At 59.2% G+C, this 13,139-nt stretch carries 8 protein-coding genes, 1 tRNA gene and 2 pseudogenes; 5 read left to right on the top strand and 6 right to left on the bottom strand.

Features of this window, described 5'->3' with window-relative positions:
• Nucleotides 1-50 precede the first annotated feature (50 nt).
• A protein-coding gene (locus ASG52_RS25970) for an IS5 family transposase (RefSeq protein WP_156383797.1) occupies nt 51-856 on the top strand; the annotation gives its coding sequence in 2 pieces (ribosomal slippage) (nt 51-393 and nt 393-856; 807 coding nt in all).
• Between the two features lie 117 nt (nt 857-973).
• Here the strand turns inward: ASG52_RS25970 and ASG52_RS05145 are convergent.
• The 3 genes from ASG52_RS05145 to ASG52_RS05140 form a co-directional block, all read right to left on the bottom strand.
• Nucleotides 974-2,110 carry a hypothetical protein gene (locus ASG52_RS05145; RefSeq protein ID WP_156383793.1) on the bottom strand — a complete coding sequence of 379 codons (1,137 nt, stop codon included), beginning with the start codon at nt 2,108-2,110 and terminating at the stop codon, nt 974-976.
• A gap of 657 nt (nt 2,111-2,767) precedes the next feature.
• The gene (locus tag ASG52_RS26890) at nt 2,768-3,721 is read right to left on the bottom strand and encodes a hypothetical protein (RefSeq protein WP_156383792.1); all 954 of its coding nucleotides are present in this window, start codon (nt 3,719-3,721) and stop codon (nt 2,768-2,770) included.
• Between the two features lie 419 nt (nt 3,722-4,140).
• A complete protein-coding gene (locus ASG52_RS05140; protein ID WP_082552354.1) occupies nt 4,141-5,499 on the bottom strand; it encodes an IS701 family transposase in 1,359 nt (452 codons plus the stop codon).
• Nucleotides 5,500-5,589: 90 nt separating this feature from the next.
• Here ASG52_RS05140 and ASG52_RS25965 point away from each other — a divergent pair.
• Nucleotides 5,590-5,721: pseudogene (locus ASG52_RS25965) on the top strand (helix-turn-helix domain-containing protein); the annotation flags it as partial.
• 47 nt (nt 5,722-5,768) lie between these two features.
• Here ASG52_RS25965 and ASG52_RS25960 read toward each other — a convergent pair.
• A complete protein-coding gene (locus tag ASG52_RS25960; RefSeq protein ID WP_082552353.1) occupies nt 5,769-6,389 on the bottom strand; it encodes a Shedu immune nuclease family protein in 621 nt (206 codons plus the stop codon).
• 325 nt (nt 6,390-6,714) lie between these two features.
• Complete coding sequence (locus ASG52_RS05135) at nt 6,715-7,554, bottom strand: IS1 family transposase (protein WP_156383791.1); 840 nt, start codon at nt 7,552-7,554, stop codon at nt 6,715-6,717.
• 678 nt (nt 7,555-8,232) lie between these two features.
• Here ASG52_RS05135 and ASG52_RS26885 point away from each other — a divergent pair.
• The 3 genes and pseudogenes from ASG52_RS26885 to ASG52_RS25950 form a co-directional block, all read left to right on the top strand.
• The gene (locus ASG52_RS26885) at nt 8,233-8,646 is read left to right on the top strand and encodes a hypothetical protein (RefSeq protein ID WP_156383790.1); all 414 of its coding nucleotides are present in this window, start codon (nt 8,233-8,235) and stop codon (nt 8,644-8,646) included.
• Nucleotides 8,647-9,702: 1,056 nt separating this feature from the next.
• Nucleotides 9,703-11,367: a DUF927 domain-containing protein gene (locus ASG52_RS25955; protein ID WP_082552352.1), complete on the top strand. Its 1,665-nt coding sequence runs from the start codon at nt 9,703-9,705 to the stop codon at nt 11,365-11,367.
• A gap of 454 nt (nt 11,368-11,821) precedes the next feature.
• A pseudogene (locus ASG52_RS25950) lies at nt 11,822-12,805 on the top strand (tyrosine-type recombinase/integrase); the annotation flags it as partial.
• A gap of 200 nt (nt 12,806-13,005) precedes the next feature.
• Here ASG52_RS25950 and ASG52_RS05120 read toward each other — a convergent pair.
• Nucleotides 13,006-13,082: transfer RNA gene (locus ASG52_RS05120), tRNA-Arg, on the bottom strand.
• Nucleotides 13,083-13,139 lie beyond the last annotated feature (57 nt).

The raw sequence follows: 13,139 nt of genomic DNA, 5'->3' as shown, positions 1-13,139 counted from the left end.
AGAGCGCCTAACAGAACGGCACGCTTTGGTCGGTGAGGCGTTGGTTGGGTATGGCTCGCCCTCTGCTTCCCGACGATCTCTGGACCGAGATCGCTCCACTCCTGCCGCCGCCTCGGCCGCGCCCGAAGGGCGGACGGCCTCCGATCGACAATCGGGCGGCGCTGACCGGCATCGTGTTCGTGCTGCGCTCGGGCATTCCCTGGGAGATGCTGCCGGCCGAGATGGGCTGCGGGAGCGGGATGAGTTGCTGGCGGCGCCTGCGCGACTGGCAGGCAGCCGGCGTGTGGGCGCGGCTGCATCAAGTTCTCTTGGAGCGCCTGCACGCAGCTGGTGAGATCGACTGGCGTCGAGCGAGCCTGGACAGTGCCTCTGTTCCGGCCAAAAAGGGGGGGCTGCCACCGGCCCGAACCCGACGGACCGGGGCAAGCCTGGCACGAAGCGCCACATCGTCACCGACGCCCGCGGTACGCTGCTCGGCTTGAGGCTGACCGAGGCCAACCGACACGATAGCCCGCAGATGGCGCCGACCCTCGATGCCATCCCGCCGCTGAGCACGGGCCGGCGTGGCCGACCGCGTCGCCGCCCCGACAAACTGCATGCCGACAAGGCCTACGATGCCAAGGCGCGTCGCCAGGAATGCCGGGCGCGCGGGATCGTCCCGCGCATCGCCCGCAAGGGCATCGAGAGCAGTGAAAAGCTCGGCCGCCACCGCTGGGTCGTGGAACGCACCCATGCCTGGTTCAACCGCTTCCGCCGCCTGCCCATCCGCTACGAGCGACGCGCCGACATCTACCAGGCCTTCACCAGCCTCGCGGCAAGTCTCATCACCCTCAACCAGATCAAACGGTTCTGTTAGGCGCTCTTAGCCAGGCCTTCGACACCTTCGACACGCTCAACCNCCGCTACGAGCGACGCGCCGACATCTACCAGGCCTTCACCAGCCTCGCGGCAAGTCTCATCACCCTCAACCAGATCAAACGGTTCTGTTAGGCGCTCTTAGCTGGCCGAGGAAGTACGAGAGTTCGGCGACCTCCGCGCTTTCCTTTCCTGGCGGCGCATCGCGGTGGCGAAGATAGAGGTCGAGCGCGAGGATCAATTCGTCACGCGACCAGATAGGATTACGGCGCGCCGGCTCGGGCGCGGTTGATTCTTGGTTCGACTCCGTGGCTGCGGACGCCTGCAAGCCGAACGCCCAGTGGCGAACGCGATCCTCATACTCGCTAAGCTCCTTGCGCCACGGCAGATGCGCCTGGCCCGGAAGCCGCTCGGTTTCCTGCAAAACGGCATCGAAGTCCTGAGCCCGCCACGCCCGGCCCTGCGCGGCCACCTGCATGGCGGTAACCGGAAATCCCCATGAGCGCTCATCGCGCTGCCACGCCCGGCCGAAAGGCGCGTCGGCAGTCAACCCTAGCGGCGGCAATCCCCTCAGATAGCAGGCGAAGTCGATGCGCGACTGGATGTTGCCGAACACACGGCCGTGCCGATGCATCTCGTCCATACCCAGCGCGGTGGCTGCTTCGGCATTGGTATGCGTTGGCAGCTGGCCCGAATTGGCTTCGCTTCGTTCGCGCAGCCAGCGCAGCAGCGTCTCGGTCCGCGCTTGGACCGGCGTGATCGCCTTCGCCGGCGGCTTGGCGTTGTCATTGGGCAGCTTGAGCGTCCGGCGCGCAAACCACAGGGCGCGCGGCGAAAATTCTTCCGGATGATCGACGACGATCTGCTCGTAGGTGAGTTCAGCGTGATTGGCCGCGGCGAGAGCCTCGTAGCCCATCGTCGGCTTGCCGCTCATAACCGAAATCTCGGCCGCGCCGAGCAAGCCCTGCCGCTCGATCTGCCCGATGGCGCGGTTGGCGTTGCTGCCTTCACGCTTCTTCATGCCCGCGTAGACGCTGATGGCCTGGACGATTTTTTCCTCGGCGGGTGACAGCTCGCTGAGGTCCAGTCCCGTCCGGTCAGCGATCAGCTTGCGGCCAAGTTCGCCCGTCCGCGCATGGATGGCCGCGCTCATTTCGAGGGTCAGAGCCTGGCGTGTCCGCGCGTTGGCCTCGAACTGCGCTAGCCCTTCCAAAGATGGGATATTTGCAATGTTGCGCGCGAGCCGCTCATCCATATCAGCCGTCCTCCGGAGACGACTCTGGCGGAATCCGAAGCTCTGGCAACCCTAGATTTGCTTCGACGCGGTGTGAATCTGATCGCTTGCCTCAGGCGGCGACCGGCTGCCACTGTTGGCCTATCGCCTCCGCTAAGTGACGCGCGAAAACCGCTGGGGTGCGGTCATTGTCGTCGAACGCCTTAAGATTAGGGATTCCGTCTGTCGTGTGCCATAGACGCCGGCTAAGACCAGCATCCCATCCGTGCTGCTGCTGAACTGCGGCCAGGCCAAGTCGATTCTCCACTATTAGGTCGTCGGGTACCAGGAAGCGTTAGGGTCGAGCAAAGTTCAAAGATTGTCCACCCACAACGGAACCGCGTTAACCTCGCCCTCCATCCTACGCTGACAGAAGGAGCAAGCACCTATCTATGGCCATTATGGAAACGCGCCCGTGGGCAGATGTGATGCATCCCGTCGCCCATCGCCGCCATCGGAACCGACCATAGCTCCCGCCCCCAGCATGCTGAACTGCAAACCGTCTCCACGATTCGCAGCGTCCAACCGCGGCATACGACACTAGGCTACCCACAACAATAAAATGATAGCAGATTCATTGACAGCAGCGACCCCAACTGAGCACGCACGAGCGGCGCAAGCAAGATGCACGGCGACATCTTACTTTAGCGGAGAAATAATGGACGCATCTAATTTATCTTCCTCAAACTGCGATAGCACTTGCTCAGCATATTTCCTTATTGTATCAGGCGTTACCGCAAATACATCAGCTGCACAGTCATTGTCCGACGTGACATCATCAGACTGCAATACGACCCATTTCCGCATTCTTGCGAAATCAATTAAATAATTCTTCAGTTCTGGCAATTCAACCAACTTTGATATACGGGTACGGTGCGCAATATATCGCCACGCGCATGCGGTAAGCGATAATCGCAGTGCAATATTACGATGAGATCCCATGCGCAAATCGACGATATCTACTGCAGGCTCAATGCTGCAAAATGCTTTCAGGGCTTCAGAGGGCAGGCAAATTGCAACAGGCACATTATTTAGTGTCAGATCGAACCAATCATACGAAATAGTTCCATTATTCCAATTTATCTCAACACTTCTCCAGAAATAAGGCTCGAAGTTTTTTATAAATAAAGGAAAATCAATCTCATGAATCTCATACTCGCCCGATAGATATAAACCAAATGCTTGATCACTATCGCCTGATGATGTCAGACGTACCTCCATTTCTTTCGCCTTTCTACTTGCCCAAACGTCAAGCTGGTGTCTATGCGCAGCGCTAAATCTGATCTCCGCATTGATCCGTCCATTATCCAGAGCCTCAACAACCGCCTCAATCACTGCGCGCGCCTGTTCTCGTTTTTCTAAATCGTCAGCTTTCTTTGTTACACGACCTTGATCAAAGTACTTATCGTCGATCTCTTTCCACTGCGGAATCAGCAATTGAGCCAAACTCTGCGCAAAATTCAAAATTGGCTGTGGCGGCAGATTTTTTACGGCCACCCGCCGAGGCCTTACAGCCGACTGATGTCTGTTTTGCGGCACTTCATTAGACATTGTTTGATTTCCTTGAATTTGAGTTGATTTCGAGGTACTCACCTTACACATACCCCTCCACCATCTCGGCCGCAATTTCAAAGATGGCGCACGAGACCAATCAAGCGTTCTTGGGATCCATGCGCCTCATACTACTCCGAACAGGAGAACCTAACAGAACTGTATGATCATGTTGAGAGCGATGAAGCTGGTTGAGAGCTTGTTGAAGTTTAGAGTATCAGCGTGGCGTTCGTAGTGGATGGGCAGGCGGCGGAAGCGATTAGACCAGGCATGGGTATGCTCGACACCCCAGCAGTATGGCCGAGCTTCCATCTTCTATCCATGCCGCTTTGAGCGATGTCAGGGAAGACCCCGCAGTCGCGACAGGCTGCGATCACGCCCTTCAGCAGCGTTAGGTCCGCACCGGCTTCGGCCGGCAGCCGGTGACCGCCGGCTAGTACTACAGCCGGGTTTTGGTCGGTTTACGCTTTTTGATGGGTCGTTTGGCGTTTTGGGTCCGTCGTTGCCAATGAGCGCGTCTGGCCCGTTGCTGATGGCGTCGTCGCCAGACGGACCAGCGCAGGATCGCGGCGGGTTTGGGCGGAGGCAGGCCGACGATGGCAGCCAGCAGGCGCCGGATCTCGGGCACGGTCAGCGGCAGCAGGTCCGCGGCGAGGTCGGTGGTGACCACGCCCCCCGATAGCCGCCCGGCGCAGGGCGGCGAGGTAGGCGTGGGCGAGCATGGCCAGGGTGACGTGGCGGTGCCAACCGATGAAGGAACGCACTTCGTACTGGTCGAGCCCGACCTCGCCCTTGGCCTGCTCGAAGTTGCTCTCGATGGTCCAGCGTTTGCCTGCGATCCGTACAAGGTCGCACAGCGGCGTGCCGGTCGGTGCGTGGGTCAGGTAGAAGGTCGGCTCGTCCGGATCGGCCAGCGAGCGACGGACCAGAAGCGCGCACTGGAAGCCGGGCACCGCGCCGCGATAGGGGACACAGGCCCAGTCGTAGAGGCGCGGTCCTTTGGCACCGTCACCCGCGGTCAGACGCTGCCAGACGGACGGGGCGTCCTCGGGCCGCGCCTCGACCTGATCGGCAAACCACTCCGCGACCGGGCGCATGGCCAGCCGTTGGCCAGACGTGAGCGTCAGCACGTAGCCGATCCGGTGATCTTCCGCCCAGCGGCGGATGGCGCGGTCGCCCCCGTAGACGCTGTCGCCCGCGATCCAGGCAAATGGCAGCTTGGCCACGCGCGCCCGCTCGAACATGGCAAGGCCCAGTGCCGGCTTGGTCGCGAAGGGCACGTCATCGAGAACATGCGCGGCCCGGCAGCGGGCGCGATCGTCCGTCCAAGACTTGGGCAGGTAGAGCGATCGGTCGATCAGCGCATGGCCGTGGCATCCGGAATAGCCCAGGAACACCCCGACCTGCGCGTTCTCGATCCGCCCGGCCGTGCCGGTGTACTGGCGCTGTACCCCAGCCGACTTGCCCCCCTTCTTCAGGAAGCCCGTCTCGTCGAGCACCAGCACCGCGTTCGGATCGCCCAGATGCTCGGCGACATATGCCTGCAGGTCGTCGCGCATGGCGTCCGCGTCCCAGCGCACCCGGCTCAGGAACTCTTGGACCCCATCGGCCGTGGCATCGCCAGCGGCTTCCGCCAGTTGCCAGCCGTTCTTGCGCTCCACTGGCGCCAGAAGGCCCCGCAGGTAGGCCTCGACCCGCCTGCGGGGCTCAGCCGGTCCGAACCGGCCGCCGATCCGCTCCAGCACCTCATCGAAGCCTCGCGCCCAGCGCGCCGCGTCCACTCCTGTTATCCTCGGCATGGCCCACCTCCGCCATGACAACGCACAAACCCAGCTGTAGTACTAGAGCCGTGCCCGAGCGGGTTGGGATGGCTGGAGGATCGGGACGTTGAGGGGTGAAGGAGGATGCCGATGCCTTCACCCTTGTCCGTGGATTTACGTGAGCGGGTCGTGTCGGCCGCAGCCACGGGCGCCTCCTGTCATCAGGCCACAGCCCGGTTTGGGGTCAGCGTGTCCAGCGCCAGTCGCTGGTCGGATCGGCAGTGGGTCAGTTTGAATTTTCTTCATGCCACCCAGCCTGGGGGCTGGGCTCACACATTGTGATACCTTCTGAGCCTAAAATCGGCATCCTCCACAAATTCATCAAAAGATATAGTGTTTATCTTTTTGGAGGCCACTCTTACGTTTTCAATGCGCCATTTTAGGCGGGCCTTCTCCTGAGGTGCCAGCTTCATATCTTTGCCAGTAACAATCAGTCCTTCGAAAACTGCATCGCGATCTCCAAACGTATTTGCAAAGTCGTTGGTGGCTTTCATATCATCCAACTTATAGTACCAATCCACTATTTGAGAAAAGGCGCCTTCCATGCGAGACGCCCATGCCGGGGCTGTTTTTGGTTTCTTAGAGAAAATACTGTTAGGCGACCCGTCCTCGAACTCAATAAGCATGTAGCGCTTGGCGTTAAAATCCCCAACGATAAGATCAGCTCGGAAGTCCCCGTAGATCACAAATTCAATTGCAAACCAATCAGGCTCTTTAATATCAGGGAGATAATAAGAAAACATCAGACATATGTCTGGCCGAGTTCGAAAAAATGGAAGAACATCATCGCGCTCTCTGAGCACGCTACGTGTTGCGATTAGATTGGATAGTTCAGTCAACTGGACGCGAGCGGCGGCGGGGTCAAGGTTGTGTCGAGCCAGGCGCCTCATTTTCTGGCTCCAGAAGCGCGCCCTAATTGTTCGCGCGCTACGATGTCTTCAATTAAAACCTGTCCTTGGTCTATAGAAAATACAATTCTGTATTTTATTCCCGCTCTTTTTGTGTATAGGGTTCTGCCGCTGGCAGCCCCACCTAACTTCTTCACGTCATGTTTTGTTAGCAAATCTGCATGATTTGTATTTGCGATACTTAATATAGCGCGCTCGACAGAGCTGCGGTCACGTTTATCAAGATTATCTAGCGCTATCTCAGCGCGCCTATGAAGCCCAAAATTCACAATTGACATCTTTCCAATGAGCACTGAATCGGCGTAACTTAAACGCTTGCCTCAATCGCGCCAAGATGCCGCTTGTACGGCCCACGTTTATTAGGCTTGGCATCGGCGGCCTCAACCAGCGCGACTATGTCTGCAATTTCCCATAGCTGATCCGTCACGCCCGCCGCCATCGCCGGGCTCATCCGCAGTTTCGCATGTAGCCGCACAAAGTTGTAGTACATGAAATGCAGCGTCACGGCGTAGGCGTGGTTCTCGACCTTCTTCGGGAATGCGTTCGTGAGCCGGGTGAAGCGGCGCATGTGCATCCGCATCGTGAGGTTCTGACGCTCGACGTAGGACGTGGAAACGTGCGCAGCTTCGGGCTTGCCCTCGACCGTGGTCTTGCGGGTGCCAGTGCATTCGCCAGGACTATAGCGGCCCTTCTCCGCGCCCGGCGGGGTGCCGTAGAGCTTCACAAGCTGCGCGTAATCGACATCGGCACCGAAGGCGCTCTCGACGGCCTCTAGATACGCCTTATGCCCGTCAGACGTGAGCTGGACGCGCGTGGCGAGCCGAGCCTTAAGATCGTCGATGAACCAGCTGGCGCATTCGCCGTCCCGGCCGCCGACGAAGTAGGAGAGGACAAGCTTCGTATCCGCGTCGATCGCAGTCCAAGTCCACGTGTCGCCCGCACCATCCGGCGCCGCCTTCGCGTCCGCTACGTTCCTCTGCTTGGCGTAAGTGAACGACCAAATCTCATCGACCTGCACCCGCCGCGCTTGGACGTTGCGGACGTGCTCATCGTGGTAGGCAGCGCACGCCTTGCCGGCGTCCACCAGCAGCTTCGCGATCGTGTTTTTGCTGGCGCCCGTCGTCCGCACCACCGCGCGGATCGACATGCCCTCGCATAAAAGGTGCAAGATGCGCGCACGATCGGCGGAGGAGAATATGAAGCGCCACCAAGCGCTTAAGTACCAACCGGCGCCACAGAACGCGATCCGCGCCTGTCTTGTGAGACGTCATTGCTGATCCGGCGATAGCTTCGCAGACATAATTTATTCGCCTTGTCAAATGAACGCTGGATGCTCACTCCCAGCGCTGGCAGCCCCACGCACTCAATGGAATTTGACGCCCGGACTTGGTTTCTTCCCTCTCGTTCCGGACTGCCGGACAGCACCACTCTGAGAAGCTGAGACGAGAGATCGATGTCACGACGAGCGCCGCCCATTGCCTCAGGAATCCCCCCCGCTCTGCGAACCGAGCTGCGTTCGCGTATGATTAAGAGCGTCCAAGACCTTGCTTTCGCCCTCCCTGACGACGAGCGGGGGATGTGGTCTCGCGTGGTCATCACGCCCTTCAATAGCGGCCCGGTTTTAAGATTGGGACCTTCCATGATTAACAACGTCAGGCGTGACCTGTACGCATGCCTTAACGCGTCACCGATACGGACCATACCATTTATTGGCATCATCACACTGATACCCTGGAAGCATCGGGGCTTTACTTTACCCGATGACATAAGCGGCTGGACCTACAGGGTCCACGGCTTGATTCGCATTGAGCCTCGCGATCGTCGCATGAAAACGCTATTCAAAGTATTCATGCAAAAGGGCCCCTACGTCGATGTCGTTCGATTCTATTCCGCCAATAGAGACCGGCGAGATCCATCTTTGAAGGGACCCATCGATCTTATCGAACCGACCCTTGAAAAGCTTCAGCTTAGCGCCCGGGGCCGCGATCCGGCACTTTGGGCAGAACTTAAGACCGCGCTTCCGGCATTAACAGTCGGGGATTTCATCGTGGAGCGGGGTGCAGACTGGTTTGTAGCCCTACTCAGCGAACCCGCATCGGGCAGCCACAGCTGGAATTCGATACAAAGCGCGACGCGCCAGCTTCGGAAAGCCATTCCATTTGTTGTTGCCCCCAAACCTATCAACTTGGAATTATTAATGCAGTGCGGACTTGAAACCGAATCAGGCCAAGCTCACTAGGAACGCGATTACCAAATATTCACACCCTTTTTCGACGGCCAATCACAAAATTCATCGGGCAACAATCTGCTTCGTAGCAGAGGCTGACGCATGCCCGCATCTTAGGATCTGAACTATGCCCGAATACGCCAATTGTATCAAATATTGGAACGTTGACGCCCGTGCGACCGCAACGATACCGGTCCTCACCTACTGGGATAGCCTCTCACCGGAGGAACGCGCTCAATTCTCGGCCCTCACGATTGTACCAGCGCGCCTTTGGCGCCCCGTCACTGAACCGCTCAGTTTCTCAGTTCCAGGCGCTCATCGAGCCCTTACTCGTCAGTTTAGCAAGCCCGGTCTTGACCACATCCCCCTGATCTGGGCCCTCGACATCGTTTTCGCCCCGCCATTTGGACAAAGCGAAGGCGCGTTCGGAACACAGCTACATTTCCACACTCTAACGGGCGTACATCCAAAAGACAAAGGGACCCAAGCGCTGCTGCGCGAACGCCTCGCTGACTGGGCACCGGGTCCACGCTCCCTCCACTTTCAGCCCATTTCTGAGGAGGCCGGCGGCGCGGAAGGCTGGCTGAACTACTCGATCAAAGACTGGTGCAATCCCCTTAAGGTTGCCCCAGTGCCTCGACGTACTCAGCTCTGCCGCAACCGTTGGACGGGACTCATGCGAGCTTATGTCACGAGCACAAATCTACGCCCTGCCGACCTCATCGGCATGAAAAATTTTAGACGTGTGCACGGGCGCCTACTCCCGGCTTCCAATGACCGGGCATCAACAGGGTCTTAGTACTGACTGGATCACGGAACAAGTTCATTTCATACAAGCATTGAAGTGGTATCGACAAAGAACAATGGAACAGTCCGAAAGGGCCCAGGATGGGCTTCAGATTTGCAAGATACGGCCAATCTTTATTATGACAATCCGTAATACTGCAGCACTTAATTCACGCGAATCTGCGCGTGTCCGCTCCTAATTTTTCTACTGAGATACTGAGCGAGTTATCTCAGTATCTCAGGATGATGCTGCTCAACGACTGCATATAGAAGGTAAAACAAATGCCTCTCGACAAAAGCAACCAGCCACGGATCATGCCCGGACGGATCGTCGTCAAATCCGACAGTACAAGGGCGATTGAGCTAAAATTTTTCGATGCTGCCGGAAACAGTGCTGCAGTACTCGTTGATTTCGGTGAATTAAGTGAAGCACGCGCAATAAATCGCAAGCTGCGCAACGGTGGATATATCGGTATCCCACTTACGCGTAAACAAGCCATTCAACTCGATTTTATGGCTAGCCAATACGCATCCTCTCCAGCCGGACAGAGTGCCACCTTTCGCGCCGATTTGCCGGGAGGATGGGGCGAGGACTGTGCGAGGTTTGTATACGGCAACGTTGAACTACCCTCGGGGCAGCGCCTTCCCCGTACGCACGCGACGCGTGAGGGTGCACCGGGCTCAACCGCCGGAACACTAAAAAGTTGGCAAGAGCGGATTGGCCAACCAGTGCGCTGCTCGACTCGCGCAATGCTGATGATTGTCGCCGCGTTGGCAGCACCAACACTCATTTTTCAAGGCGTTCAGGCAGGCGGCTTTGGTGTCAACCTGTTTGGACCATCATCACGCGGCAAAAGCACAGCCCTGCGGGTCGGGGCCTCTCTAATGTCGAGCACCTTTCTTGGGTCATGGGATGGTACGCCGCTAGCCTTTCAGGAAATTGCACAAGAGTGCGGGGACTTGCCAATCACGGTCGATGGTATGGAGGCGGTTTCTGGCGAGGCACCTGCCAAAGTCACTGATGCGGTCGCCTACCAACTCGCTGAGGGCCGTCCCAGGGCGCGTGCGCGGGAATGGTCGCTCAAGGCTGGGGCAGATACGCGGACGTTCCGCACGGTGTTGCTTTCGACTGCCGAAACGGCGCGCCCCCGTGCACGGCGGACAGGAGCGGCTGTTCGGCTGATGTACGTACCAGTCAACGCCAACCTGGACGACCCAGTCGGCATCTTTGACCGCTTACCCGACGATACTCCGACTGAGCGGCTATCTAGTGCAACAGAAGCGTTGGCGAGGCAGCTTAATGAAGCCGCCGCGACACACTACGGCAGCGTCATGCCTGCATTTATTTCGTACCTCATTGAAAACCGTGCAACGGTCACCGCTGCGCTGGTCACTTATCGCAACATGTTCCGGAGCGGATTCGATGACAACGCCTACGCGAACGCAGAGCGTCGCGCATTGGATCAGTTTGCTGCCTGCTATGCGGCGGGTAGGCTTGCTGTCGAGGCAGGCATCCTGCCTTGGGGCGAGGCTGAGTTGCTCGACGCCGTGCGCTCGTGCGCACGCGATGCCCTCGAATTATCACCTGACCGAGCGCGACGGGATCAGGAGAACGTCCGACGTATCTTCCTTTGGCTTTCTGATCCGGCCAGGACAAAACGGAACCTCAGCACGGCTTTGACAAAGGCGCAACTTCCTACTGTGGACTGTCTCGCTACGCATCTGCAATGGAAAGGCCAGCAACATCCATTCGCACTGGTTTTGCCAAGCACCTTGATGCAACAGTTGAGCATGGACAAAAATGAGATCAGCGGAGCAATGCGACAGCTAAAACAGCAGGGCCGTCTTATCACAGAGTTGCGCTCAGACACACTGACGAAGCAATTTAAATTTAGCGACGGCAGCGCTAGATTCTTCGTTATCCGATCTATTTCTCGCAGTAAATAGCATTACCAGCACCATCAGCCCACCAACAAGCGGCCCGAATGCGCCGTATCTTTTGCCGAAGTCAAATTGAGGCTTGTGACTGCGCACATGCAGGCACCTGCATCCTACTCCAGAATCGATGCAGCGATCGACAAGCGCGGCACTAATCAGACTTTTCGCAAGCAGACATGACTCAGGGAGCCCGCATGACGCCGCGCGACCGCCGTCCGGTCGATTTGCTGCCCATCTCGTTGCCGCCGCGTGGCCTCTCACGTGTCGAGTCGGCAGCCTATGTCGGCGTTTCGGCTTCGCTGTTCGATGTGATGGTGAACGACGGCCGCATGCCGCCGCCGAAGCGGATCAACGCCCGCACCGTGTGGGATCGGCTCAGGCTTGACGCGGCCTTCGCCGCGCTGCCCGATGACGCGGAAGGCGAGGGCGCTCCGCGGAACGATGAGTGGGGAGACCTTGCGGTATGAGCAAAGAGGCCGAGATGCCGGGCCGGCTGCCGCGGTACTGTGTCGAGGACGTGGATCGGCACGGCAACGTCCGGGTCTACCTGCGCCGCAAGGGCTGGCCGAAGATCCGCCTGCCCGACGTGCCATGGACCGAGCCCTTCATGGAGGCCTACCGGGCCGCCCTCGACGGCACGCCCGAGGAAAAGCCGCGCGACAGGCACGCGATGCTGCCCGACACGTGGAAGTGGCTCTGCCAGCAATACGTTGCGTCGGCCAAGTTCAGGACGTTCGATCCGGTGACGCAGCGCCGCCGCCGTGCCCTGCTCGAGGCGACCTACGACGAGCCGACCAAGCCGGGGGCGAAAACCGTCTTCGGCGATTTCCCGCTGGCCCGTCTGACGCCCGCCGCGCTTCGCATCCTGCGCGACCGCAAGGCCAACGTGCCGGACGGGGCGAACAATACGATCAAGGCGATTCGGGCGACTTTCAAATGGGCCGTCCAGCCAGAAGTCGCGCTCGCCTCGCACAACCCGGCCCGTGACGTGGCTTATCTCTCGACCACATCTGAAGGCTTCCACACCTGGAGCGTGGACGAGGTCACGCGTTTCATCGAGCGCCATCCGCTCGGAAGCCGGGCCCATCTCGCCCTGTGCCTGCTGCTCTTCGCCGGCGGGCGCCGTTCCGACGCCGTGGTGTTCGGGCGCCAGCACCTTCAGGGCGCGTGGCTGCGCTACACCCAGCACAAGGGCCGCAACACCAAGCCGATGACGCTGGAGGTGCCGATGCTGCCAGCCCTGCGCGCCGCGATCGATGCATGCCCGAGCCAGAACCTCACCTTCCTCATCACCGAGCGCGGCAAGCCGTTCACGTCGAACGGTTTCGGGAACTGGTTCAAGGATCGCTGCCGCGAGGCCGGCCTGCCGCATTGCTCGGCCCACGGCCTTCGAAAGGCCGGAGCGACGCTCGCCGCCGAGAACGGCGCCACCGAGCGGCAGCTCATGGCGATGTTCGGCTGGCGGACGGCGAAGATGGCCGAGCACTACACCCGCAAGGCCGAGCAGAAGCGGCTCGCCGGGGGTGCCATGCACCTGATCGACTTCGACCGAACGGGGGAGGGGAGTGTCCCACTTTTTCCGGCCGCCAGAGCCAGTGGGACTTTCAACGGAGAAACCGCAGTAAAATCAACGGCGGTTTTGAAGGGTGGCGACCCCGGTAGGGCTCGAACCTACGACCTGCCGCTTAGAAGGCGGCTGCTCTATCCAGCTGAGCTACGGAGTCGGGGTGCCGAGGCTCAGGAGCCACAGGAGCCGCCGCCGGTCAAGCGAACGCCTCCCG

The organism is Methylobacterium sp. Leaf456 (assembly GCF_001425465.1).
Classification (GTDB): domain Bacteria; phylum Pseudomonadota; class Alphaproteobacteria; order Rhizobiales; family Beijerinckiaceae; genus Methylobacterium.
This window is presented reverse-complemented; position numbering and strand designations above follow the sequence as displayed.

Bases quoted from the DNA above. Each gene is read 5' to 3' on its own strand.
- ASG52_RS05145 (WP_156383793.1), bottom strand. From the start codon at position 2,110: ATGGATGAGCGGCTCGCGCGCAACATTGCAAATATCCCATCTTTGGAA.
- ASG52_RS25960 (WP_082552353.1), bottom strand. From the start codon at position 6,389: ATGAGGCGCCTGGCTCGACACAACCTTGACCCCGCCGCCGCTCGCGTC.
- ASG52_RS05135 (WP_156383791.1), bottom strand. From the start codon at position 7,554: ATGTCGATCCGCGCGGTGGTGCGGACGACGGGCGCCAGCAAAAACACG.
- ASG52_RS26885 (WP_156383790.1), top strand. From the start codon at position 8,233: ATGAAAACGCTATTCAAAGTATTCATGCAAAAGGGCCCCTACGTCGAT.
- ASG52_RS25955 (WP_082552352.1), top strand. From the start codon at position 9,703: ATGCCTCTCGACAAAAGCAACCAGCCACGGATCATGCCCGGACGGATC.